At 70.7% G+C, this 24521-nt stretch carries 19 protein-coding genes and 3 pseudogenes; 12 read left to right on the plus strand and 10 right to left on the minus strand.

Going from position 1 to position 24521, the window contains the following annotated elements:
• The first annotated feature begins 59 nt into the window (after positions 1-59).
• The gene (locus tag OG370_RS06970) at positions 60-2279 is read left to right on the plus strand and encodes an NADP-dependent isocitrate dehydrogenase (RefSeq protein ID WP_328461685.1); all 2220 of its coding nucleotides are present in this window, start codon (positions 60-62) and stop codon (positions 2277-2279) included.
• Positions 2280-2565: 286 nt separating this feature from the next.
• Here OG370_RS06970 and OG370_RS06975 read toward each other — a convergent pair whose 3' ends face one another.
• The 3 genes from OG370_RS06975 to OG370_RS06985 all read right to left on the minus strand — a co-directional run bounded on the left by OG370_RS06975 (position 2566) and on the right by OG370_RS06985 (position 6369).
• Complete coding sequence (locus tag OG370_RS06975) at positions 2566-3717, minus strand: methyltransferase (RefSeq protein WP_328461687.1); 1152 nt, start codon at positions 3715-3717, stop codon at positions 2566-2568.
• 478 nt (positions 3718-4195) lie between these two features.
• Positions 4196-4930, minus strand: coding sequence for a DUF7873 family protein (locus OG370_RS06980; RefSeq protein ID WP_328461689.1), 735 nt, complete (start codon positions 4928-4930; stop codon positions 4196-4198).
• 137 nt (positions 4931-5067) lie between these two features.
• Complete coding sequence (locus OG370_RS06985; protein WP_328461691.1) at positions 5068-6369, minus strand: glycoside hydrolase family 10 protein; 1302 nt, start codon at positions 6367-6369, stop codon at positions 5068-5070.
• A gap of 232 nt (positions 6370-6601) precedes the next feature.
• Between OG370_RS06985 and OG370_RS06990 the strand changes: the two genes are divergently transcribed.
• Positions 6602-7459 carry a 3-hydroxybutyryl-CoA dehydrogenase gene (locus tag OG370_RS06990; RefSeq protein ID WP_328461693.1) on the plus strand — a complete coding sequence of 286 codons (858 nt, stop codon included), beginning with the start codon at positions 6602-6604 and terminating at the stop codon, positions 7457-7459.
• 307 nt (positions 7460-7766) lie between these two features.
• On the opposite strand, the pseudogene OG370_RS06995 reads toward OG370_RS06990, so the two are convergent.
• Positions 7767-8051, minus strand: a pseudogene (locus tag OG370_RS06995) (NF041680 family putative transposase); the annotation flags it as partial.
• A gap of 208 nt (positions 8052-8259) precedes the next feature.
• Between OG370_RS06995 and OG370_RS07000 the strand changes: the two are divergent.
• From OG370_RS07000 to OG370_RS07015, 4 genes and pseudogenes are all read left to right on the plus strand, one after another.
• Positions 8260-8811: a hypothetical protein gene (locus OG370_RS07000; RefSeq protein ID WP_328461695.1), complete on the plus strand. Its 552-nt coding sequence runs from the start codon at positions 8260-8262 to the stop codon at positions 8809-8811.
• A gap of 249 nt (positions 8812-9060) precedes the next feature.
• Positions 9061-10382 (plus strand): annotated as a pseudogene (locus tag OG370_RS07005) (NF041680 family putative transposase); the annotation flags it as partial.
• Positions 10383-10499: 117 nt separating this feature from the next.
• Positions 10500-11330: an IS5 family transposase gene (locus tag OG370_RS07010; protein ID WP_328461696.1), complete on the plus strand. Its 831-nt coding sequence runs from the start codon at positions 10500-10502 to the stop codon at positions 11328-11330.
• Positions 11331-11342: 12 nt separating this feature from the next.
• Entirely contained in the window at positions 11343-11750 is a 408-nt protein-coding gene (locus tag OG370_RS07015) for a hypothetical protein (RefSeq protein WP_328461697.1), read from the plus strand.
• Between the two features lie 238 nt (positions 11751-11988).
• On the opposite strand, the gene OG370_RS07020 is transcribed toward OG370_RS07015, so the two are convergent.
• Entirely contained in the window at positions 11989-13881 is a 1893-nt protein-coding gene (locus OG370_RS07020; protein WP_443057192.1) for an alkyl/aryl-sulfatase, read from the minus strand.
• 606 nt (positions 13882-14487) lie between these two features.
• Positions 14488-15156: a TetR/AcrR family transcriptional regulator gene (locus tag OG370_RS07025; protein ID WP_328461701.1), complete on the minus strand. Its 669-nt coding sequence runs from the start codon at positions 15154-15156 to the stop codon at positions 14488-14490.
• A gap of 100 nt (positions 15157-15256) precedes the next feature.
• Between OG370_RS07025 and OG370_RS07030 the strand changes: the two genes are divergently transcribed.
• Positions 15257-16180, plus strand: a complete 924-nt coding sequence (locus OG370_RS07030) for an SDR family NAD(P)-dependent oxidoreductase (protein WP_328461703.1) — start codon at positions 15257-15259, stop codon at positions 16178-16180.
• Between the two features lie 114 nt (positions 16181-16294).
• Here OG370_RS07030 and OG370_RS07035 read toward each other — a convergent pair whose 3' ends face one another.
• Positions 16295-17083, minus strand: a complete 789-nt coding sequence (locus OG370_RS07035; protein ID WP_328461705.1) for an SDR family oxidoreductase — start codon at positions 17081-17083, stop codon at positions 16295-16297.
• A 148-nt stretch (positions 17084-17231) separates the two neighbouring features.
• Between OG370_RS07035 and OG370_RS07040 the strand changes: the two genes are divergently transcribed.
• The 3 genes from OG370_RS07040 (at position 17232) to OG370_RS07050 (ending at position 19507) form a co-directional block, all read left to right on the plus strand.
• Positions 17232-18086, plus strand: a complete 855-nt coding sequence (locus OG370_RS07040) for a helix-turn-helix domain-containing protein (protein ID WP_328461707.1) — start codon at positions 17232-17234, stop codon at positions 18084-18086.
• A gap of 143 nt (positions 18087-18229) precedes the next feature.
• Positions 18230-18661, plus strand: coding sequence for an Rrf2 family transcriptional regulator (locus tag OG370_RS07045; protein ID WP_328461709.1), 432 nt, complete (start codon positions 18230-18232; stop codon positions 18659-18661).
• 96 nt (positions 18662-18757) lie between these two features.
• Positions 18758-19507 carry an SDR family NAD(P)-dependent oxidoreductase gene (locus OG370_RS07050; RefSeq protein ID WP_328461711.1) on the plus strand — a complete coding sequence of 250 codons (750 nt, stop codon included), beginning with the start codon at positions 18758-18760 and terminating at the stop codon, positions 19505-19507.
• On the opposite strand, the pseudogene OG370_RS07055 reads toward OG370_RS07050, so the two are convergent.
• A pseudogene (locus OG370_RS07055) lies at positions 19508-19780 on the minus strand (NADPH-dependent FMN reductase); the annotation flags it as partial.
• Between OG370_RS07055 and OG370_RS07060 the strand changes: the two are divergent.
• A complete protein-coding gene (locus OG370_RS07060) occupies positions 19758-20633 on the plus strand; it encodes a LysR family transcriptional regulator (protein WP_328461713.1) in 876 nt (291 codons plus the stop codon). The pseudogene OG370_RS07055 and the gene OG370_RS07060 sit on opposite strands and share 23 nt — an antisense overlap.
• A gap of 272 nt (positions 20634-20905) precedes the next feature.
• On the opposite strand, the gene OG370_RS07065 is transcribed toward OG370_RS07060, so the two are convergent.
• Complete coding sequence (locus tag OG370_RS07065; RefSeq protein ID WP_328461715.1) at positions 20906-21949, minus strand: enolase C-terminal domain-like protein; 1044 nt, start codon at positions 21947-21949, stop codon at positions 20906-20908.
• Between the two features lie 32 nt (positions 21950-21981).
• Positions 21982-22752: a FadR/GntR family transcriptional regulator gene (locus OG370_RS07070; RefSeq protein WP_328461717.1), complete on the minus strand. Its 771-nt coding sequence runs from the start codon at positions 22750-22752 to the stop codon at positions 21982-21984.
• 452 nt (positions 22753-23204) lie between these two features.
• Between OG370_RS07070 and OG370_RS07075 the strand changes: the two genes are divergently transcribed.
• The gene (locus OG370_RS07075) at positions 23205-24425 is read left to right on the plus strand and encodes a Gfo/Idh/MocA family protein (protein WP_328461719.1); all 1221 of its coding nucleotides are present in this window, start codon (positions 23205-23207) and stop codon (positions 24423-24425) included.
• The last annotated feature ends 96 nt before the right edge of the window (positions 24426-24521 follow it).

Consider the following 24521-nt stretch of genomic DNA (forward strand, 5'->3'; position numbering starts at 1 on the left):
GAGGGCAACGGGATATCTTGATATCAAGCAATGTTGGAGACTGGAACGGAGACCAACCGGTGGCTGACTCGACCATCATCTACACACACACCGACGAGGCCCCGGCCCTGGCGACGTACTCGTTCTTGCCCGTGATCCAGGCGTACGCCTCGACCGCCGGGGTCACCGTCGAGAGCCGGGACATCTCGCTGGCGGGTCGGATCATCGCCGGCTTCCCCGAGTACCTGGAGGAGGGCCAGCGGATCGACGACGCGCTGGCCGAGCTGGGCGAGCTGGCGCAGCGGCCTGAGGCGAACATCATCAAGCTGCCGAACATCTCGGCGTCGATCCCGCAGCTGAAGGCGGCCGTCGCCGAGCTGCGCGAGCAGGGCTACGCGCTGCCGGAGTACCCGGACGACCCGAAGACCGACGAGGAGCGCGACATCCGCGCCCGCTACGACAAGGTCAAGGGCAGCGCGGTGAACCCGGTGCTGCGCGAGGGCAACTCCGACCGCCGCGCGGCCGCCGCGGTGAAGAACTACGCCAAGGCCCACCCGCACCGGATGGGCGCCTGGACCGCCGACTCGAAGACGAACGTGGCGACGATGTCCGCCGACGACTTCCGCTCCACCGAGAAGTCCGCGGTGGTCTCCGAGGCCGGCACCCTGCGGATCGAGCTGCACGGCGACGACGGCAGCACCAGCGTGCTGCGCGAGTCCGTACCGGTGCTGGCCGGCGAGGTCGTGGACGCGTCAGTGATGCGGGTCGGCGCGCTGCGCGAGTTCCTCACCGCGCAGGTGGCCCGGGCGAAGGCCGAGGACGTGCTGTTCTCGGTGCACCTCAAGGCCACCATGATGAAGGTCTCCGACCCGATCATCTTCGGCCACGCGGTGCGCGCCTTCTTCCCGAACACCTTCGCGGAGCACGGCGCCACGCTCGCCGCGGCCGGGCTGACACCCAACGACGGCCTCGGCGCGATCCTGGCCGGCGTGGAGAAGCTGCCGGAGGGCGACGCGATCAAGGCCTCCTTCGCCGCCGAGCTGGCCGACGGCCCGGCGCTGGCGATGGTCGACTCCGACCGCGGCATCACCAACCTGCACGTGCCCAGCGACGTCATCGTGGACGCCTCGATGCCGGCCATGATCCGCACCTCCGGCCACATGTGGGGCCCGGACGGCAAGGAGGCCGACACCCTCGCGGTGCTGCCCGACAGCAGTTACGCCGGCGTCTACCAGGTCGTCCTCGACGACTGCCGCGCGCACGGCGCCTTCGACCCGGCCACCATGGGCTCGGTGCCCAACGTCGGCCTGATGGCGCAGAAGGCCGAGGAGTACGGCAGCCACGACAAGACCTTCGAGATCCCGACCACCGGTACGGTCCGGGTCGTCGACGGCAACGGCGAGGCCGTGCTGGAGCAGGCGGTCGGCGCCGGTGACATCTTCCGGATGTGCCAGACCAAGGACCTGCCGATCCGCGACTGGGTGAAGCTCGCGGTCACCCGCGCCCGCGCCACCGGCGACCCGGCCGTCTTCTGGCTGGACGAGACCCGCGCGCACGACGCGGCGCTGATCGCCAAGGTCGAGGCGTACCTGCCCGAGCACGACACCGAGGGCCTGGACATCCGCGTGCTGTCGCCGGTCGAGGCGACGAAGCTGTCGCTGGAGCGCATCCGGCGCGGTGAGAACACCATCTCCGTGACCGGCAACGTGCTGCGCGACTACCTCACCGACCTCTTCCCGATCCTGGAGCTGGGCACCAGCGCCAAGATGCTGTCGGTGGTTCCGCTGATCAACGGCGGCGGCCTCTTCGAGACCGGCGCCGGCGGCTCCGCGCCCAAGCACGTGCAGCAGCTGGTCAAGGAGGACTACCTGCGCTGGGACAGCCTCGGCGAGTTCCTCGCGCTGGCGGTGAGCTTCGAGCACCTCGCGCAGACCACCGGGAACGCCCGCGCCCAGATCCTCGCGGACACGCTCGACCGCGCCACCGGCACGTTCCTCAACGAGGACAAGTCGCCGTCCCGGCGGGTCGGCGGGATCGACAACCGCGGCAGCCACTTCTACCTGGCGCTGTACTGGGCGCAGGAGCTGGCCGGGCAGTCCGACGACGCGAAGCTCGCCGAGGCGTTCGGGCCGCTGGCCAAGACGCTGGCGGAGCAGGAGGAGGCGATCGTCGCCGAGCTGATCGCGGTGCAGGGGTCGCCGGTGGACATCGGTGGGTACTACCAGCCCGACGCGGAGAAGGCGACGGCCGTCATGCGGCCGTCCGCCACGTTCAACGCGGCGGTGGCGTCCCTCGGTTGAGCCGTTCCCGGGGTGCCGCTCGCCCGTGCGGGCGGCGGTGCCCCGGGGGGCGCGGGCGCCGCGCGAGCGACCGGCCACCGGCAGGTGGTCCGGACACGACAGCAACAGCCCCCGTAGGTCGGTGACGACCTGCGGGGGCTGTTGCTGTCGTGCCGGACGCGCGGTTCTCCCCCGGAGTTCCGCCTGGGTGGGGGTGCCCCCGGCGGAGCCAGGGGGAGCGCCCCCACGCGCCCCTGACTGTTGCCGTCTTCCGCGACAGCACCCCTCACGCCCCCGGGGCGCGGTGTTACTTGGTGCTGCGGAGGACCACGAATTTCGGGTGGGAGGCGACGACGTCGCAGTTGCCGAAGAGGCGGCGCAGGCGGGCGTGGTAGCCGAGGTGACGGTTGCCGACGACGCGGAGTTCGCCCCCCGGCCGTAGTGCGGCCCTCGCCGTGGTGAACATGCGGCGGGCGGCGGCGTCGGTGGTGGCGCGGTGGGAGTGGAAGGGCGGGTTGAGCAGGACGAGGTCGACGCTCTCGGGCGGCAGCGCGGTGAGCGCGTCACCGACCGCGAACTCGGCCTTCGCCCCCGGCAGGGCATTCGCCCGGAACGTCTCCTCGGCGGAGGCGACCGCCTGGTAGGACTCGTCGGTGAAGAGCACCTCGGCGGCCGGGTTGGCGAGCGCGGCGGCGGTGCCGACGACGCCGTTGCCGCAGCCGAGGTCGACCACCCGGTCCGGCCCGGTGCGCTGCGGCAGGTGCGCGAGCAGCAGCCGGGTGCCGAGGTCGAGCCGGTCCGCGCAGAACACCCCGGCGTGGTTGACGACCGTATGCCCGGACATCGGCCCGATGTCGTCGGGCAGGGCGTACCGCACGGGCCACGGGTTCGTGCCGCGGGCCAGGCCCGGTTCGGGCGTGCAGAAGATCAGCCGGGACTTGCGGACCGCCAGTGACGTGGTGGTGGGGCCGATGATCCGCTCGAAGAGCCGGAGCGTGGAGGTGTGGATCTCGCTGACCATGCCGGTGCCGAGCACGGTGGTGCCGGAGTGCACGGCGGGCGCGAGCCGGTGCAGCTGGTCCTCCAGCAGGGCGAGGCTCTTGGGCACGCGGACGATCAGCAGGTCCACCCGGCCGGGCGGGTCGTCCCGGGTGGTGCGCAGGTCGGCGCCGGCGGCCGGGGCGTTGCGCCGCAGGTTCGCCTCGGTGGCCTGCCGGCCGAGGAAGGAGTCGGTGACGAGGGTGGGGCGGGTGGCGCCGTGCGCGGCGAGCGCGGTGGTCAGGGCGCCCCAGCGGTCGCCGAGGACGACGGTCGCGCCGGGCGAGGCCGGGCCTCCGGTGTCGGCGAGGTGCTGGAGCGCGTACGCGTCGGCGGCGTCCCAGGCCCGCAACTGCTCGCGCGGGTCGGCCGGGAAACGGGTCAGGTCGAGGTCGCCCCACGGCGAGCTGAATCGGTGCATCGTGCGACCAGCGTATCCGGGAAAAGGAGCGGGACCCGGGGGCGTGTCCAGACCCCGGGCCCCTCGATGCCGCCACATGCCCACGCCGGCACGCTTGAGGCCACAGGTCACCTTGATGTCGTCGCGCTCTGCCATTGAGCTACCGCCGCACGGTCCGCACCGCGCGTGGTCCGCGCGGTGCGGGAGGAGAGCGGCGGACCGGATTCGAACCGGCACCTGACGACGCAGCCCGTGGCCGGTCGATCCGGCGATCGGCGGCGAATGCTGAGTCTGGAGCGAGAGTCTGAGGTTTACCGCGGTCTGCCTCTACCGATTGGGCTACCCCGGCGCGTGGTGCCGGGAGAGGGATTCGAACCCCCACTGGAACCGCGTGAGTCACGACAAGCTTCAGCTTCAGCTTTGCGCTCCTCGCGCTCCCTCCGCACTGGGGCGAAGGGCCCCTCCGCATCGAAGCGGAGGGAGTCTTGGGTACGGGCCGCTACGACCCGAACAGGAAGCCGAACACCGCGTCCCCGACCCGCTGGTCGGTCACCTCGGCGCCGTTCGCCTCCTCGCGGGCGAACTTGACGGCCTGCTGGAGTTTCTCCACCCGCTCCAGCAGTTCGTTGACCCGGCGGGCGGGCAGGGCGCCGGAGAACTTCACGGTGGTCCAGTACCCGACCGCCACGTCCTCGTAGTACACCTCCACCTGCGCGGGGTGCTTCTCGGTCGCCTCGGCCTTCACGTGGTTGCGCGGCACCTTGCGGGTGCGGATCGTCCGCACCGGCTCGGTCTTCCACGCGTCGGTGGAGGCATCGAGATTCCACGCCTCGGCGCCGTCGAGCACCGGCAGCTTGCGGATGAAGGTGTGCAGGTCGACGAGCTGCTTCTCCAGGAAGAGCAGGTACGACACCGGCACGTCGCGGACCAGCTCGCGACCGTCGACGGTGACGTGGGCGCGCGCCTCGCAGTTGGCCCAGTCCTTGGTGGCGGTCACGTCGAACAGCCGGGTCAGGACGGCAGCGGTGGACTTCAGCACCTGCTCGGCCTGCAGCTGCACCCGGGTGGACTCGGGCGGCAGTTGCTCGCCTTCCTCGTCCTTGGGCTGGTAGGTCCTGGCGATGCCGGAGAGCAACGCGGGCTTCTGCAGGTCGTGATGAGCCGCGGTCAGCTCCTGCTGCGCCTTGGACTTGACGCCCTTCTCGACTGCGATGATCTGGTTGAGTTTCGCCACGGGAAGAACGTAACAGCGGAGCCGATCGACGTACGAACGGTTTATCCGATCACGACCGGGCCGTGACAGGGCCACGACCCGGCCGCGACATGCCGTACGGCAGCGGCGCACCGTACGGCAATTGGCGGACCGTCAGGTCATGGCGTGCGCACCCGGGTCGGGTAGTGCTCGGCCACCACCTCGGTCATCGCGCCCAGCGGGTCGGCGGTGACCTGGGTGGCGGAGAAGTAGATGTTGCCGCGCACCTGCGGGTGGTCCGCGTCGAAGGTGAGGTGGCGGGACAGCTCGGCCGGGTCCTGCCACTGCGCGGGCTGGCCGGCGACGCCGACCTTGTAGAGCGCCTCCCCCACGTAGAGCTTCGCCCGCGTGCCGGCCACGACGTCGGACCACCAGGGCACCAGCACCCCGTAGTCGGCGGCGGCGAAGCCGATGTTCCAGTAGACCTGCGGGGCGATGTAGTCCAGCCAGCCGCGCTTGACCCAGCCGCGGGTGTCGGCGTGCAGGTCGTCGTAGGTCTGCACGCCGGCCTGGGTGGCCGAGCCGAGCGGGTCGGTGGCGGCGTTGCGCCAGACCCCGAACGGGCTGATGCCGTACTGGGTGCTGGGCCGGATCTGCTTGATCCGCGCCGCCATCTCGCTGACCAGCAGGTCGGTGTTGTGCCGGCGCCAGGCGTCGCGGTCGGGGAAGCCGGCGCCGTAGCGGGCGTAGCTGGCGTCGTCGGCGAAGGTCTGGCCGGCCACCGGGTACGGGTAGAAGTAGTCGTCCCAGTGCACGGCGTCGATCGGGTAGCGGCGCACCGCGTCGAGCATCGCGTCCTCGACGAAGCGGCGGACGGCCGGCTGCCCGGGGTCGTAGTACAGCTTGCCGCCGTAGGGCAGCACCCACTCCGGGTGCAGCCGGGCCGGGTGGGTGGGGGCGAGCGTGCCGGGGTCGTCGGTCATCGCGACCCGGTACGGGTTGAACCAGGCGTGCAGTTCGAGGCCCCGGCGGTGCGCCTCGTGCACGGCGGTGCCCAGCGGGTCCCAGCCCGGGTCGCGGCCCTGGGTGCCGGTGAGGTACTGCGACCACGGCTCGTACGGCGACGGCCAGAACGCGTCGGCGGTCGGGCGGACCTGGAACATCACGGCGTTGAGCCGGCGTTCGACCGCGGTGTCGAGCAGGGCGATCAGTTCGGCGCGCTGCTCCCGCGGGGACAGGCCCGGCGCGGACGGCCAGTCGGTGTTGGCGACGGTGGCGATCCACATGCCGCGCAGCTCGCGGCGGGCGGTGGGCGGCCGGTGCGCGGTGCCCGCCGGGCGGGCGGCCCCGGCGGTGCCCGGCGCGAGGCGCGCGGCGGCGGTCGGGGTGGGCGCGGTGGCCTGCGCGGTGCCGATCGCCGCGGCCGAGGCCAGCGTGCCGGCCGCCGCCACGGTGAAGGTTCTACGGGAGAGTGGGTCCATACCGTCCTCCTGATCTACCGTCCAGATCCGCCGATGATGGTGGTCCGGGGCAGTGGCGGCAACCGCCGAATGGTCCAGTCCTCTGAAGGGGCAGGGCGCCGGGCCCGGCGGCTCCGGTGGGCGGTAACGTCTGTCCGGTACACGATCAGGTACGAGCCAGGTATGCGATCAAGCGCCTGCCGGGTGCAGGCAGCGGCAGGCCGGACACGGCCGACGGTCGGGAGGCTGACGAGTGAGTGACATCCAGCGCGTCGGAGTGGTGGGCGCGGGCCAGATGGGTTCGGGCATCGCCGAGGTGTGCGCGAAGGCCGGGCTCGACGTCCGGGTCGCCGAGACCACCGGCGAGGCACTGGAGTTGGGCCGCGCCCGCCTGGCGAACTCCCTCGGCAAGGCCGCCGAGCGCGGCAAGCTCACCGAGCAGGAGCGGGACGCGGCGCTGGACCGGCTCAGCTACACCACCGACCTCGCCGAGTTCGCCGACCGCGACCTGGTGATCGAGGCGGTGGTGGAGAACGAGCAGGTCAAGCTGGACATCTTCAAGACCCTCGACCAGGTCGTCACCCGCCCCGACGCCATCCTCGCCTCCAACACCTCCTCCATCCCGCTGGTCCGGCTCGCGGTGGCCACCTCGCGGCCCGACCAGGTGGTGGGCATCCACTTCTTCAACCCGGCGCCCGTGCAGCGCCTGGTCGAGGTGATCCCGGCGCTCACCACCGGCAGCGAGACCGTGAAGCGGGCCGAGGCCCTGGTCACCGACATCCTCGGCAAGCACCCCATCCGCGCCCAGGACCGCTCCGGTTTCGTCGTCAACGCCCTCCTGGTGCCGTACCTGCTCTCCGCGATCCGCATGTACGAGTCCGGCATCGCCACCCGCGAGGACATCGACAACGGCATGGAGATGGGCTGCGCCCACCCGATGGGCCCGCTCAAGCTCTCCGACCTGATCGGCCTCGACACCGTCGCCGCGATTGCCGACTCCATGTACGCGGAGTACAAGGAGCCCCTGTACGCGGCTCCGCCGATCCTCCAGCGCATGGTCGACGCGGGCCGCCTCGGCCGTAAGTCGGGCGCGGGCTTCTACGCGTACTGACGGCCCCCTGACGTCGTGACGGCCGCGCGTGCGGCCGGGCCCGTCGTGGCGTATCCCCCGAGGTCAGACGACGTGCGGACGGCCCAATGGCGCCTCGCCCGCGCCGGGCCGCGGCGGCGCAGCGGCTCCGGGGAGCGGTCCGGCAAGCAGCTGGTGCCCCGGCCCCCGGAGCCTTTCAGCGCTGTCCGAGCCTTCCGTGCATGCACGGAGGAAAGTCCCTCGGATGTCCCTCCGACAGAGCTGAAAGTCCCCGAAAAGTCCCTGGCTCCGTCCTGCCGGCAGGAACAGCACTCAGCTTGTTCTTTATCTACCAGGATCTTCCGGGCTTGCCGATGGCCTTGAGGGTCTCGGGGCGTTTGACGGTCTTGCCGACGTCGTAACGGGGAGCCCGGTGCTTGTTCTTGGCGCCGGGTGGCCGTCCGGGGCCGGTTCCTCGGGGTTGGGGAACATGGGTCGGGCATGCGAGGTGAGCGCGGATGTTCCTGAACCCTCGGCGGACCCGGGCCGGGGTGAGCCGGTTGGAGGTGGTGGGTTTCTCCCACGGCCGGCGGAAGTCTTCGGCGAGCGGCCGGGCGAGCCGGAGCTGGGTGTGGCACGGCCGAGCGGCACGCCAGGGAGCGGGGGCCGCGGCGACAAGGCCGACCCGGAGAGCGTCCACTCGACACGACAGTCCGGCCCTCAACCTGCTCCAATACCGAAAAATCCCACTACGGGAACCCGGACTTCCTGCCAGTGGTTTGACGGACTCATGAACGATAAAGGCTGGTAGCGAAACCTCGGTGCGAGTAGCCTCAGCGTTTATGAACAAGTCCGGCTCCCGGAATAGGGGCGGCAAGAACACCAGGCGCGGGAACCCCAAGATGGTGTTCCTGATGTCCCTGGTACTCGCCCTAGGTTCCTTAGGGGCTCTCATATTCGTGCCGAAGGTCGCCGCCGAAGCGGTCGGTAAGTCGGGCTACACGCAAGCCCATGGCCTGGCACGAAGCGGGATCGTGACCAGAGTGACGAACCACCATGGCAAGGTCCCGTTCGCCGACATCGAGGTCCGACTGGGGGAGCCGGTCGACGGCCAGGCGACGACCACCGTGCACGACCCCTCCCTCACGTCCCTGAAGCCTGGCGCGGCGGTTCGGGTCCTGGTCGATCCGAAAGGCCCCGGCTACGCCGAGTTTCCCGGTCGGCGGTTCAACGGGAATTCCACATCTCAGCAGGACGCCGTCAGGTTGCTTTTGCTCGTCTGTTGTGCCGCCTTCGCTTTCACGGCGGCCTGGTGGGGTCGGGAGTGGTACCGCGACCACAAGCACCGGCAAACAGCCGAATTTCAGGGAGCGACAGGAGCGACGCAGGGCTGATGCCTTCAGGAGCGACCGTCAGCGGTTGCGGGCCGGGCTCCTTCGGCAGCGAGTCCGCGCAGGAGCACGGCCGCGCCGGCGCCGTCGTGACCGCTCCCCTGCCCTAAGCCTTGTTCTATCTACCGGCCTCGAATGGCATCTCGAACTGAGTCGCTCACCTGGGGATTCGCCGGACACGTGGGCGGCCTTCGTCTGATCGTGTGTTCCGACCAAGGAATGCACGTGACCAGGACGAAGGCCGTGAGGGTGGTGCTGTGTGCGGACGGTGCCGTGAAGTCCCCGGTGGTCTTGACGTTGTTGCCCGAGCATCGTCGTGGGCACGGCGCGATGTACGGCGCCTGAACCACGGCCGGATGGACAATGCTCGGCTGCGGACGGTGCTGGCCGGGCTGTCGCTGCCGCGGTTCGACGGCGGGCGCCTGGTCCTGGCGGTCGATGTGTCGCCGTGGCTCCGCTCGGACGCGCCGTGCTCGGCGGACCGGCTGTTCTGCCACGTCTACGGCCGCGCGAAGACGGCGTCGCAGTTCATTCCGGGCTGGCCCTACTCCTTCGTCGCTGTGCTGGAGCCGGGGTCCACGTCCTGGACCGCGATCCTGGACGCGGTCCGGCTCGGCCCAATGAACGACGCGACCGTCATCACCGCCGACCAACTCCGGGGGGTCGTCGAACGGCTCATCACCGCTGGTCAGTGGCACGTCGGGGACCCGGACATCGTGATTGTCAGCGACGCCGGCTACGACGTCACCCGCCTGGCCTGGGTCCTGCGCGACCTCCCCGTCGAGCTGGTCGGCCGGGTTCGCTCCGACCGCGTGATGCGTCTGCCGAAACCACCGAGGACGCACGGCGTCAACGGCCGGCCGCCCAAGCACAGCCCGGAATTCCGGTTCACCAAGCCGGAGACCTGGCCCGAGCCCGCGATCACCACGGTCACCGACACCACCAACTACGGCAAGGCCGAAACCCAGGCGTGGGACCGGGTCCACCCCCGGCTCACCCACCGCTCCTCATGGCTCGACCACGACGGCGAACTACCCATTATCGAGGGGACGTTGATGCGGTTGAAGGTCAAGCACCGGTCGAAGGACCGGGATGCCCCGCCGCTGTGGTTATGGTCCTCCAAGACCGGTGCCACCCCGGACGACGTTGACCGCTTCTGGCAGGCATTCCTCCGCCGCTTCGACCTGGAGCACACCTTCCCCTTCGCGAAACAGACCCTGGGCTGGACCACCCCGAAACTCCGCACTCCCGAAGCGGCGGACCGCTGGACCTGGATTCTGATCGTCGCCCACACCCAGCTCCGGCTCGCCCGGCCGCTCGCCGAAGACTTCCGCCGGCCGTGGGAGAAACCCACCACCTCCAACCGGCTCACCCCGGCCCGGGTCCGCCGAGGGTTCAGGAACATCCGCGCTCACCTCGCATGCCCGACCCATGTTCCCCAACCCCGAGGAACCGGCCCCGGACGGCCACCCGGCGCCAAGAACAAGCACCGGGCTCCCCGTTACGACGTCGGCAAGACCGTCAAACGCCCCGAGACCCTCAAGGCCATCGGCAAGCCCGGAAGATCCTGGTAGATAAAGAACAAGTCAGAGGGCGGGAAGTGACTGTCTGACCGTATTCAGATCGCTCGTTCGTGTGGGTATGGGTGGGAAGCGGCTGTACAGCGCGTTTGGCTGTGTTGGGCTGGCGGGGTGGTTGAACGCAGGGGCTATCCGAGTGATCTGACCGACGAGCGGTGGGCGCTGATCGAGCCGATGATCACGGCGTGGAAGGCGGCGCATCCCTCGGTCAGCAGCCATCAGGGCCGTTACGCGATGCGCGAGATCATCAACGCGATCTTCTACCAGTCCCGGACCGGCTGCCAGTGGGCCTACCTGCCCGGCGACCTACCCCCGCCCGGCGCGGTGAAGTACTACTTCTACAAGTGGCGTGACGATGGCACGACCGAGACGATCCACGAGATCCTGCGCTGCCAGGTGCGCGAGGCGGTCGGCCGCGCCGAGGACCCGTCCCTGGTGGTGCTCGACTCCCAGAGCGTGCACGCGGCGGTCAATGTCCCCGCGGCCACCACCGGCAAGGACGCGGGTAAGAAGGTCCCGGGCCGCAAGCACGGGATCGCGGTCGATGTCCTGGGGCTGATCATTGCGGTGGTGGTGCTGGCCGCGAGTGTGCACGAGAACACGATCGGCACCGCGCTGCTCGACCGGGTCGCTGCCCGCACCCCAACGGTCACCAAAGCCCTGGTCGACCAGGGCTTCAAGACCGAGGTCGTCGAGCACGGCCTCGCAGTGGGCATCGATGTCGAGATTGTGCAGCGCAACCCGCAGGAGAAGGGGTTCGTGCCCCAGCCGATCCGCTGGCGGGTCGAGCAGACTCTCGGCACCCTGATGCTCCACCGACGCCTGGTGCGCGACTACGCGATCAACCCGGCCACCAGCGAAGCCCGGGTGTACTGGGCGATAACCGATGTGATGGCCCGCCGGCTGACCGGCACCTCCACCCCGACCTGGCGCGGAGCGTAGGAGGACACGGCGATGACCACGAGATCGATCCTGGACCTGCTCACCGAGCGCGAGCAGGCCGTACGCACCCACGCCGAGTACCTTCGCGTGCAACTCGAGCAGCTCACCGGCCAGGTGAACGAACTCGAGGCCGAACTCGCCGACCTGGCCACCACCCGCAAGGTCCTACTCGCCCTCGAAACCCGCGAGACCGAGCGCACAGGACCGGCGAACCTACCCGACAACCCCGTCTACCAGCACATCCTCACCGCGCTGGCCGACACCGACCGACCCGTGCGCGCGAAAGACCTGTGCCGGGCCCTGGATACCGGCTTCGAACCCAAGCACATCGAGGGCATGCGCTCCAAGCTCAAGCGCCTGGTCAGCCTCGGGCTGATCACCGAGACCGAGCCGGGACTGTTCGCCCTACACCGCCAGTGAACTCATGCAACATCGCTGACCAGCAGCCCTGAACCACATTCAAAGATAAACCGGACAAGGGCTCGCTTCCCGCCCTCTGAGCGCTTCACGACCACGAGACGCGAACCTCCCACGGGCCGGCGGACGCACCGCGGCAGCGCCGTCCATGACGAGGCGCCCGCTACCTGCACGGTCCTGGCCGGGGCTGAGGTTCCGCTACCGACCCGGCCCGACCTCGGACCGCCTGGAGAAGCCCAGGTCAGGGGGTGACGATGGAGAAGTCCGGGTCGCCTGGGTCGAGGACGCCGGCGAGACGGGACAGGGCCGATGCGTCGCCGGTGACCTTGATGCCCGCCTTCGCGAGGGCGTCGGCGGTGAGCCCTCCTGCCGCGAGCGCAGGGAGGGCCCGTGCCGTCGTCGCGAGGGTGACGTCCGCGTCGCCCGTCTGGGCCGCTGCGCTGTAGGTGAGCGCGCCGTTGGCCAGCCGCAGGCGGTACCGCTGGTCGGTGTCGGTCAGGACGACGTCGATGGTCAGTTTCTCGTCCCACGCCTCAGGGCCGTTGACCTGGATGGCGATGGCGTCGAAGAGCATCTCCGGGGTGAGGGCGGAGACGACATCCGCGGACGCCGATACGGTCGGCGTGCCGAACTTCCCCTCGCGCAGTTCGGTCGCGCCCGACAGGTAGATGTTGCGCCACACGCCGTTCTCCGCGCCGTAGCCGAGCTGCTCGAAGGTGTCGGCCAGCAGTTCGCGTGCCGCCGCGTGGTCGGGCTGGGCGAACACGACATGGCTGAGGACCTCCGCACTCCAGCGGAAGTCGCCCGCCTCGAACGCGGCGCGCGCCTTTTCGACGACGGCGTCCGCGCCGCCGCCGAGTTCGACGTACCGTTTGCCCTGCTCGACGGGCGGGTGCTGCCACAGGTGCGCGGGGTTGCCGTCGTACCAGCCCATGTAGCGCTGGTAGATCGCCTTGAGGTTGTGGCTCACCGAGCCGTAGTAGCCGCGGGCGTGCCAGGCGTGTTCGAGCACGGGCGGGAGCTTGAGCTCCTCCGCGATCTCGATGCCGGTCCAGCCCTTGTTGATCAGGCGCAGGCACTGGTCGTGCAGGTAGGCGTACAGGTCGCGCTGCTCGGAGAGGAACTTCGTGACCTGGTCATTGCCCCAGGTGGGCCAGTGGTGGGACGCGAAGACCACCTCCGCCTCCGCACCGAAGAGGTCGATGGTCTCGGTGAGGTAGTTCGACCAGGCGTGCGGGTCGCGGACCAGCGCCCCGCGCAGGGTCAGGAGATTGTGCAGCGTGTGGGTCGCGTCCTCCGCGGCGCACAGCGCCTTGTGCTCCGGGAAGTACACGAGGTACTCGGCCGGTGCCTCGGTTCCCGGGGCCATCTGGAAGATCATCCGGACGCCGTCGACCGTCTCGGTCTGCCCGGTCTCGGTGATGTCCAGCGTCGGGGCGATGAGCGTGATGTTGCCGGTCGCCACGGTCTGCGCCAGCCCGGTGCCGAGGGCGCCGTGCGGGCTGCGAGCCAGTGCCGCACCGAACATGTACGCCGAGCGCCGCGACATCGCGGTTCCGGCGTAGACGTTCTCCGACACCGCGTGCTCGGTGAACTCCGCCGGGGCGATGACGGGCACGCGGCCTGCGTCGACGTCTTCCTGCGTGGTGATCCCGCGGACGCCACCGAAGTGGTCCACATGCGGGTGGGTGTACAGCACGCCGGTGACGGGCCGCTCGCCGCGGTGCTCGCGGTACAGCGCGAGCGCGGCCGCCGCCGTCTCCTGCGTCACCAGCGGGTCCAGCACCAGGACCCCGGTCTCGCCCTCGATGAACGTCACGTTCGACAGGTCGAACCCGCGCACCTGGTAGATACCGGGCACGACCTCGAACAGCCCTTGGATCGCGTTGAGCGTCGACTGGCGCCACAGGCTCGGGTTCGCGGTGTCCGGCGCGTCGCCCCGCAGGAAGTCGTACGTGTCGTTGTCCCAGACCACCGCGCCCTCGGCGTTGGTGATGGCGCTCGGGGCCCGCTTCCCGAGGAAGCCGCGTTGCGCGTCATCGAAGTCCTGGGTGTCGGAGAACGGCAGGCTGTTCAGCAGGGCCTGGTTCCGGCTGACGACGGTCGGCGAGACAGGCTTGGGCGTCAGAGACATAGCACTCATACTGGGCGTGGTGGTCCGTCCCCGCACGCCGAGCGGTCGCTCACCGACCGAGCGGCTGCGGACGCGCTTCGGAGCCGGTGGCATCGAGAAGATCGACGACGTAAGGCTCGCGACGCCGGGAGACCCCCGGGCGTCCTCGGCGCGGGCACTTCCCGAGCAACGCCCGTATAGCCGCAGCGAATGATCATGTAGCCATGGATGGTGGCTCCGGGCGCGGTGCGGGGGCCGGGAACCGTGGCCGCGGCTGCGGCGGCGGCCAGTTCGAGGTGGGAGTTCATGTCCAGCTCGAACCGGCCGTAGGGGTTCCCGTGGGTCCAGAACAGCGGGGACAGGGCCCGCCGGTCCGCGGAGTTCCAGTTCTCCACGACCTGGACCCCGTCGTTGATCTCGCGCCACCGGTCCGCACCAACTCGCGGCAACCCGCCCAGGTCCGTGATCCGCTGAAGCCGACCGCGACCCGGAACCGCCCGCACTGTCAGCAGCCCGTCACCGTCGTCGCGCTACCGGCCACCCCGGGGGCAGCCCGGCCGACGATGCCACGCCACCGCACCGACGTCGTCCCCCTGCGACGGCCCCCCCTGACCGGCCGGTCGACGGTTACTCGACGCGGGGCAGCACACCCAGAAGCGCCGAGGTGAAGGAGAACCGCAGCGCGTCACGCAGTTCCAGGTTGAGCACGCCGAGGGCGGGCTCGTCCGCGTAGGCGGCAAGGAGGCTGGGCGGCGGCGGGACGTACGCGGACAAGGCGCCCGCCGAGACCAGGCTCATCAGGCAGAACAGTTGTGTGCCGTCGCCGAGTTCGGGCACGTGGCGGCGCACGAGCTCGACCATGTCCGCGAGCCGCGCGAGGGAGGAGCGCTTGTGGCGCTTGACCACCTCGACCGAGACGTTGTGCTCCAGGACGCCGCCCTGCGCGCCGAAGAGGTCGCACAGCACCACCCGGCCGGCCAGTGACCGGCTGAGGATCTCGGCCAGTTGGGCCGCCCGCACTTCCGGGGCCGCGTGCGCCTCGATGCCCGCGGCCAGCTCGTCCGCCACCTCGGCGAGCCAGTTCCCCAGAAAGACGTCCAGGAGTTCGAGCAGCACCGCCTCGCGGGACTCGAAGTACCGCAGGACGTTCGACTTGGCCAGGCCCACCCGCCGGCTGAGTTCGTTGAGGCTCACCTCGGCCACGGGCATCTCGTCGAGCATCGCCGCCGCCGTGTCCAGGATCGCCCGGCGGCGGATCTCCCGCTGCTCCTCGCTTCGCGCCCGCTGGAATGTCACGCCCTCAGCCTAGCTTAAAGACCGCCGGTTCCTTGACATGAGACCTGCGGTCTCTTACGTTGGAGGCCTTAACAGACCGACGGTTTTTTAGGAGTGCGCCATGAGCGGCGACTGGACCGAGCAGCACATCCCCGATCAGCACGGGCGGGTGGCGATCGTGACCGGCGCCAACACCGGGCTGGGCTTCGAGACCGCCCGGATGCTCGCCGCGCGCGGGGCGGCGGTGGTCCTGGCCGTCCGCGACGTCGAGAAGGGCGAACGGGCAGCCGCGCGCATCACCGGCGACGTCACCGTCCAGGCCCTCGACCTGACCTCCCTGGACTCGGTCCGGTCCGCGGCGGCCGACCTGCGCGCCACCCACCCGCGCATCGACCTCCTGATCAACAACGCGGGCGTGATGTACACCCCGAAGCAGACCACCGCCGACGGCTTCGAGCTGCAGTTCGGCACCAACCACCTCGGCCACTTCGCCCTCACCGGCCTGCTGCTGGACCGGCTCCTGCCCGTCCCCGGCTCACGCGTCGTCACGGTCAGCAGTACCGGCCACCGCATTCGGGCCGCCATCCACTTCGACGACCTGCAGTGGGAGCGCTCGTACGGCCGCGCCGCCGCCTACGGCCAGTCCAAGCTCGCCAACCTGATGTTCACGTACGAACTGCAGCGCCGGCTCGGTCCGCACGGCACCACGCTCGCGGTGGCCGCCCATCCCGGCGTGTCCAACACCGAGCTCATCCGCAACACACCCGCCGCGCTTCGGGTGCCCATCGCCTGGCTCGCGCCGCTGCTCACCCAGAAACCCGAGAGGGGCGCCCTGCCCACCCTGCGCGCCGCCACCGATCCGGCCGTCATCGGCGGCCAGTACTACGGTCCCGGCAACCGGGGGGAGATCCGCGGCTACCCGAAGCTGGTCGAGTCCAGCCCCGACTCCCACGACCAGGCCACGCAGCAGCGGTTGTGGACCGTCTCCGAGGAACTCACCGGGGTGACGTTTCCCGTGCCGGCCCCGCAGCGGACGGACTCCTGAGGCCGGGCCGCCCCGCGGCCGACCCCGTCGTCTCGCCGCCGACCCGGTCCCGCGCGTGCTCTTCGGTCGCCATCGGCGCCGCCCTGCCGTCTCCGTGCCGCGTGTGCGCGCCGTTCATCCTTGGACGGTGGGCCGGACGACGAGTTCGTTGACGTCCACGTCGGCGGGCTGGTCGATGGCGTAGCGGACGGCTTCGCCGATCGCGGTGGCGGGGATCGCGATGCTCATCTGCGTCTCCACCGCGTCCTTGATCCCGCTGTCGCCGATGGAGGCGGTGAGTTCGCTCCGGGTCAGGCCCGGGCTGATCACGGTGACCCGCAGTTCCCGGCTCTCCTGGCGCAGGCCCTCCGACAGGGCGCGGACCGCGTGTTTGGTGGCGCTGTAGACGGCCGCGGTCGGGTCGACCCGCAGCCCTGAGACGGAGGAGATGTTCACGATGTGCCCGCGGCGCTGGGCCCGCATGAGCGGCAGGACTGCGGCGATGCCGTGCAGGACCCCGCGCAGGTTCACGTCGATCATGCGGTTCCACTCGTCGACCCTCAGAGCGTCCAGACGCGACAACGGCATGACGCCGGCGTTGTTGACCAGGACGTCGACGCGCCCGTACCGGTCGTGGGCGGCCGCGACGAAGGACCGCACGCCGGCCTGGTCCGTCACGTCCAGGACGTGCGGGAAGACGCTGCCCGCCCGGGCCTCGATCTCCTGGGCGAGGGCGGTGAGGCGGTCGGTGCGCCGCGCCCCGAGGACCACGTGGTGCCCCGCGGCGGCGAGCCGTCTGGCGGTGGCCGCTCCGATGCCGCTGCTGGCTCCGGTGATCAGGACGACCTTCGGGGCGGGCGGGGTGAGCGGGGCGACCGGGGTGGAGGGGGTGGCCGGGGCGGACTGGGCGGGCCGGGTGGGCATGTTCTTCCCTTCGGAGTGCGAAGTGCGGTCGGCCGCGCATGCGACTGCGACGACCGGTGCCGCCAGGATGTGTCCGATCGCGCGCATGCGGCAGGACGGGCTTTCCTGGGTGCGCCACTCCCAGGAACCGGCGACGTACGATCCCGGCATGAGCGGCAATGAACTGGGGGAATTCCTGCTGGCACGGCGCTCCCGGCTCAGCCCGACGGACGTGGGTCTGCCCCGCTCGCGAAGCCGCCGGGTCAGCGGGCTGCGGCGCGAAGAGGTCGCCGTACTGGCCGGAGTGAGCGCCGACTACTACACCCGTCTGGAACAGGGCCGCGAGCGGCATCCCTCCGGCCAGGTCGTCGACGCCCTCGCGCGGGCCCTGCGGCTGGACTCCGACGCCTGCTGGCACGCCTACCGCCTGGCCGGGCTCGTACCGAGGGACCGAGCCCACACCCACGCCTCGGACGAGGAGCGGGTCTCCCCCGAACTGCTGCGGCTGATGGACGCCTTCCCGGCGGCCGTGGCCTACGTGGTCAACCGGCGTCTCGACGTCCTCGCCTCGAACGCGCTCGCCGACGCCCTGCTCTCCCCGCTCACGGACCCGCGCGGCATGGCCCGTTCCCTGTTCTGCGACCCCGCGGCCCGCGAACTGTTCGCCGACTGGCACACCGTGGCCCGTGACACCGTCGCAGCGCTGCGGCTGGCCCAGGGCCACGACCGGAACGACCCGCGCATGCTCGCCCTGATCGACGGCCTGTTCGCGCAGAGCGAGGAGTTCGCGGCGCTCTGGAGCCGTCAGGACGTCAGCCGCCTGGGCAGCAAGACCAAGACCTTCCACCACCCGCGGGCCGGACAACTGACCCTCGTGTACCAGACGTTCGAGGTCCAGGGCGCTTCCGGCCAGTGCCTCCTGGTCGGCGCCGCCGAGCCCGGGAGCCCCGACGCCCGCGGCCTGGCCTCGCTCGGCGCTCACTGCGCCGCGGGCGAACGGAGCGGCGCGGCACACCGGCGGTGACGCCGGGCCTCCGCTCGGGTCGTCCGCTCGGGTCCTCCGCTTGGGCCTCCGCTCGGGTCGTCCGCTCGCGGAGCCGGCTCGGGACCTCGCCGTGGGCAGTCATAACTGTTACGGTTACAACAGGACGGGAGGTGAGGGACGACATGGGAGCCAACAGCAGGCTGACCGTCGCCGCGCACGCCCTGACCTGGATCGGGCTGTACCAGCGCCGCGGCCACGAGGTCGCCACCTCCGAGCAGATCGCGACGAGCGTCAACACCAACCCCGTGGTGATCCGCCGCCTGCTGGCGCAACTGCGCAAGGCCGGCCTGGTCGACTCGCGCAGAGGCGCCGGCGCCGGCTGGACGCTGTCGAGGGACCTGCCGACGATCACCCTGCTCGACGTCTACGAAGCGGTGGAGCCGGGGCCGATCTTCGCCCTGCACCCCGCCACACCCGACCCCGAGTGCGTCGTGGGCCACGGCATAGCGCCGGTGCTGAGCGTCGTCTACGACGGGGTCGAGACCACTCTCCGCGCGGAACTGGCGAGAACCACGCTGGAAGATGTGCTGCACGACGTACTGAAAGCCACCTAGCTTCGACCACCAGCCCCACCGGGCCGCGGCGGCAGGGCGCTTTTCTCGGCCCCCAATGTAACCATAATCGTTACATCAACTCATTCGGAGAATGCCATGGGACAGCTGGACGACAAGACCGCCCTCGTGACCGGGGCCTCCACCGGCATCGGCCTGGCCATCGCCCGCCGGTTCGCCGCCGAGGGAGCCACCGTCTACCTCACCGGCCGCCGCAAGGCCGAACTGGATCACGCCGTCGAACAGGTCGGCGACCGCGCCATCGGCATCCGGAGCGACGTATCGGAACTCGACGACCTCGACCGGCTCTTCGCCGAGATCACCGAGCGCGGCGGCGGACGTCTCGACATCGTCGTGGCCAACGCCGGCGTCGGCGAATTCGGCCCGCTCGGCTCGATCACCGAGGAGGAGTACGACCGCACCACCTCCGTCAACCTCAAGGGCACGATCTTCACCGTCCAGAAGGCGCTTCCGCTGCTGTCGGCCGGCGCCTCGGTGATCCTGCTCTCCTCCAGCGCGGCCCTGCGCGGGGTCCCGGGCCTGGGCGTCTACGCCGCCACCAAGGCCGCGATCCGCAGCCTCGCCCGCACCTGGGCCGCCGAACTCGCCGACCGCGGCATCCGCGTCAACGCCCTCACCCCCGGCCCCGTCACGACCCCCGGCGCCGACGAACTGCGAGCCGCACTCCCGCAGGACGGCGACGCCGCCGAGCCCCCCGCACCCACTCCCCTCGGCCGGGCGGGCCGCCCCGACGAGGTCGCGTCCACCGCCCTCTACCTGGCCGGGGACCAGAGTTCCTTCACCACCGGCGCGGAACTCTTCGTCGACGGCGGCACCACCCAGCTCTAGTCACCCAGCCCGCCCCCGACCCACCGCCGCGCCGGGGGCGGGCTGGCCGGCGCGGAAGATGGCGGCGGTTCGGGCCACGCGGCGGCCGAGGTGTTCCGCGGTGGCGATGTCGGCTTTGTGGACTGCCTCGGCGCCCTGGTCGACGTTCGTCTGGGCGGCGGCACCGAGGTGGAAGCCGAGCCGGTTGAGGTCGTTCTCGGATGCCTGGGAGGTGTTCCAGCCGGGCTGGAGGCCGAGGTTGATTCAGTGCATGCCGAGTTGGGCGGCGAGCACGGTGCAACTCTTCCACCGCACCACGCGCCAGGTCACGTTGACGCCCGCCGGCGAGGTCCTGCTGGGGGACGCACGCACGGCACTCGACGCGGTCAGTGCCGCCGGCCGGCGGGCCCGGCACGCCGGCGAACCCACGCAGAAGCTGCGGCTCGCGCTCAAGGCCGACGTCGATGGCGGCCTGCTGCCTGCCATCCTCCACGCGTACGCCCGCGAGGAGGCGGCCCTACCGGTCGCGCTGGTGCTCGGCCGCTACGGCGAGCAGGTTCAGGCGGTACGCGACGACCGTGCGGACGCCGCGGTGCTGCTCGGCCCCTTCGACGAGCGCGGGCTGGACTCCGAGCAGCTGGTCACCGAGCCGTACCTGATCGCCGTCGCGGCCGACGCCCCGCCGGCCGCCCGTACGTCCGTTCGCCTCGCCGACCTGGCGGGCTGGGAGCTGCCCGACGGGTCCCCCGCGGACCAGGGGCCGGTCGCTGCCCACGGCGGGCTCGGCGAGGCGCGCACCCGCCCATCCGGGCCGGATCGGGACCCGGACCAAGGCCAGGACCGGGACCAGCCGTCCGCGGCGGCGCAGGACTCCTCGGACCTGCCGCAGACCTTCAAGCTCATCGAACTCGGCAGCATCGTCTGCTTCTTCCCCGCCTCGCTCACCCGGCGCTATCCAGCCCCGAGATCGCCTACCGGCCGGTCGAGGACCATGCGCCGGCCACCCTGTCCGTGGTCTGGCCGGAGCACTCCCGCCGCCCGGCCGTCGCCGCGTTCGTCCGGGCGGCCACCAAGGTGGCGGAGGCCGCCCGACCGGAGCCGGGCACCCCGCGGGCCGCCACCTGACAGAGCACCGCTCCCCCGGTGATCGGCCACGGCAGCGCGCCCGCCGCGCTTCCGTCGGCCCCGCATCTGCGCGAACACAGCTGCCTGGCGAGCACCGATGCCCCGCGACGTCGCCGAAGCGTGAGCGAAGCCAGGAACCGCGCAGCAGGAGGATGCGGCCGACCGTCCGCACACCGGACGGCGAGCGGCAGGTCGAGGGCTCCCGCCCGCTGCCGGCGGAGGGCCCCACGACAGCCCCTTCGCGATGCCCGACACACCGTGATGCCGCGGCAGCGGTGGAGCGCTGACTCCGCGTCACCAACCTTCTTGGCCGTAGCCGACACCCGGGGCAGTGGGGGCGTGCAGCATCCCGTCGGAACTCACCGCGGCCTCGCGTACGACGGGATTGGAGTACACGAGCGACTCGTAGTACGTGGTGTTCGAGATGGCCATGCACAGGTGGGCGTTGACGATGCCCGATCCGTGCACCTCGGCCCGGAGTTGAAAGCTGTCGGCGAGGTGGGCGATCCTGAGCGCACCGGTGACGCCGCCCTTGTACTGCGCACTCGTCCGCACGTAGCCCGCGGTGCCGGCCGCGATGAAGTCCGCCGCGTTCAGGTGCGCGCCGTCCGAGGTCTCCGCGACGAGCAGGGGGACGCGCACTCGTTCGCTGAGCCATCGGTACGCGGTGACGCTGAACTCCCGCATCGGTTCCTCGTACCAGGTGTACCCGGCCTCGGTGAGCGCCTGGCCCACGTAGACGGCGTCGGCCAGGTCGAAGCCGGCCGAGCCGTCGTACATCAGCGGCACCGCGTCACCGACGTGGGCGCGTAGCTTCTGGCACAGCTCGGCGTCCGCCCGGGGGTCTCCCCAGGCGTGCAGCTTGATCGCGGAGTAGCCCGCCTCCAGGCACTGGTCGGCGACATCGAGATACTCCGCCACGCTGGAGAAGGTGACCGTGCTCGCATAGGCGGGCAACGCGTCGCGGTAGGAACCGAGCAGACGGTACAGCGGCATTCCCGCGGCCTTCGCCGCGAGGTCCCACAAGGCGACGTCGACCAGTCCGAGCGCATAGATCGGAAACTCTTCTATCCGGTCCAGTTCCCACAGGCGGTGCCAGAGCAGTTCCCGGGCGAGCGGGTCCTGGCCCAGCAGGTCCGCACGGATTCGGCGCTCCACCAGGTCGGCCACGATGATGCCGCGCCGGGTGTGCGCCTCCCCCTCCAGGCCGTCATCGGTACGGATGCGCAGGATGCCCCCGGTCACCGGACTCTCGGAGCCCGGCAGCCCGTCGCGCCAGCGGAACGGCGGTTGCGCGGGCAGATCGACGAGTTCCACCGTGATGTCAGTGATACGCATGACCGTCCTTCGGGTCCCTGGAATCGTGTGGATCAGGAAGAAGCGTCGTCGCCGGGAAGCAGCCGCTTGCGGATCTCCCGCTGGAACTGGCTGACCGTCATGTCGATGTGCGCGGCCATCAGAGAGGCCGCCCGCTCGTCGTCTCCCGAAGCGATGGCCACCCCGATCGCCTGGTGCTGCTCGGCGGCCACGACGAGGGAGCCGCCCGCGGCGCCGGCCAGCCCTATGACACTGACCTGCCGCTGCAGACGTTGCACGGAGTCGACCGTCGCGGCGAAGAACGTGTTCGTCGCCGCTGCGCCGACGGCGGCGTGGAACACCTCATCGGCCTGGTTGAAGACCTCGATGTCGCCCTCGGTCGCCGCCTCCATCGACCGGGTGGCCGCCTCGCGGATCGCCTTGACCTGCGCGGGAGTTGCCCGCTGCGCGGCCAGTCCCGCCGTCGCGGTCTCCACGTGCCGGCGGAACTCGAACATCTCGTCCACCTGCCGCAGGTCGGCGGGCAGGAACTTCGAGAACGACTCCTGCCAGCGCGCACCCTCGGGTTCGGCGACGTAGATGCCGCGGCCCTTCTGCACGGAAAGGCGGCCCACCGCCGAGAGGATCTTCACCGCTTCCCTCACCACGGTCCGGCTCATCTCGACCGCGTCGGCCAGATCCTTCTCGGTGGGCAGGCGGGTACCGGGGGCCAGTTGCTCCTTGACGATGTACTCAAGGATGCGTTCGGCCGCGATCTCGTAACCGGGCCGGTAGCCGCCCGCACCGGACGCCGGACGACTCCTGGATGGCGGTTCAAGCGTCACGTCGTATCCCTCTCACATCACCTGGGCTGCCTGCGGAACCGGCCTGACGCGCCCGCCTCACCCCGTGCATGTTTCATATCTATTCATCCGCTCAGTGCCTCAGTTAATCATAACCAAGCCCTTGACGCGAGAGGTCGGGCGCGCTCAGACTCGTCTCGCTCCGGGTGGGCTGTACACCGTCCCACCCCTGCGGTCTCGCCACTGGAAGTCGATCTCGCCCAGGCGTGAGTACCTCGCACGTCCGGACCGCTCGCGGCCGGTGACGACAGAGTGCCACAGCGGTATTTCCGATACATGTCGACGCACTTCGCAGGAGAGGCGCTTGCCATGCGTAGTCGATCAGCCAGAAGTCCGTGGTGCGGCCGGTGGTCCGCGACCCCTTGGGGAACTCCTCTCGCGGTCCCCGGCCTGCTCACGGGCACGGCGGGCGGCCTGACGAAAGGACTCCGGGCATGAACGACCTCAGGCTCGGCGTGATCGGCCTGGGCATCCGCAGCGATCTCGTCGGCCTCGCCCACCGACCGGGATCGGGGGCTCGGCTGGTGGCCTGTTGCGACCGCGATCCGGTCCAACTCCGCCAGGCCCGGGACCGATTCGCTCCCGGCGTGCTCGCCGTGTCGAACCACCGCGATCTGCTGCGAGCGGACCTCGACGGCGTCTTCGTCCTCACCCCGGACCACACCCACGAGGCGATCGGCCTGGACTTCCTACGGGCCGGGGTCCCGGTGTTCCTGGACAAGCCGCTCGCCATCACCACCGCGGGGTGCGACCGGCTGCTGGCCACCGCCCGGGAGAGCGGGACACCGCTCTATGTCGGCCACAACATGCGGCACATGCCGGTCGTCACCGCCATCCGCCAGGTCATCGCGGAAGGACACATCGGCGCGGTGAAGGCGATCTGGTGCCGCCACTTCGTCGGCCACGGCGGGGACTTCTACTTCAGGGACTGGCACGCCGACCGGCGCAACACCACCGGTCTGCTGCTGCAGAAGGGAGCCCACGACATCGACGTCATCCACTGGCTCGCCGGCGGGTACTCCCGTCGGGTGAACGCCATGGGCGGGCTGACGGTCTACGGGACCATCGGCTCGCGCCGGGAGCGCACCGGGGAGCGCATGACGGACTGGCTCGCGCCCGACGCGAACTGGCCGCCGCTCAGCCTGCGCGACCTCAATCCGGTCGTCGACGTCGAGGACCTGAGCATGATGCAGATGCAGCTGGACAACGGCGTGTTCGCCAGTTACCAGCAGTGCCACTTCACACCGGACTACTGGCGCAACTACACCGTCATCGGCACCGAGGGGCGGCTGGAGAACTTCGGCGACGCCGAGGGGGCGGTCGTCAAGGTGTGGAACCGCCGGTCGGACTACCGGGTGGACGCCGACATCACCGTGCCCGTCCACACGCCGCCCGGCACGCACGGGGGCGCGGACCCCGTCCTCATCGAGGAGTTCCTGCGGTTCCTCACCGACGGCGGCACCACCGTCACCTCCCCTGTCGCCGCCCGCGAGGCGGTCGCCGCCGGGTACGCCGCCACCGTCTCCCTGCGCAACGGGGGCCAGGTGGTCGAGGTGCCGCCACCCGACCGCGCGACGGCCGCGTACTTCGACGGTGTCCAGGCCGGGCCCCGCACGAGCCGGCCGCGCACCGGGGGTCCGACCATCCGGAGCTGAACCGGAGCACCCGGCCGCGACGCCCCGCGCGGGCGTTCGGCCCCGCTCCGGCACGCCCGCGCTTCACACACTGACGCACTCATCCCACCCGAAAGG

Source organism: Streptomyces sp. NBC_00448 (assembly GCF_036014115.1).
GTDB lineage: Bacteria > Actinomycetota > Actinomycetes > Streptomycetales > Streptomycetaceae > Actinacidiphila.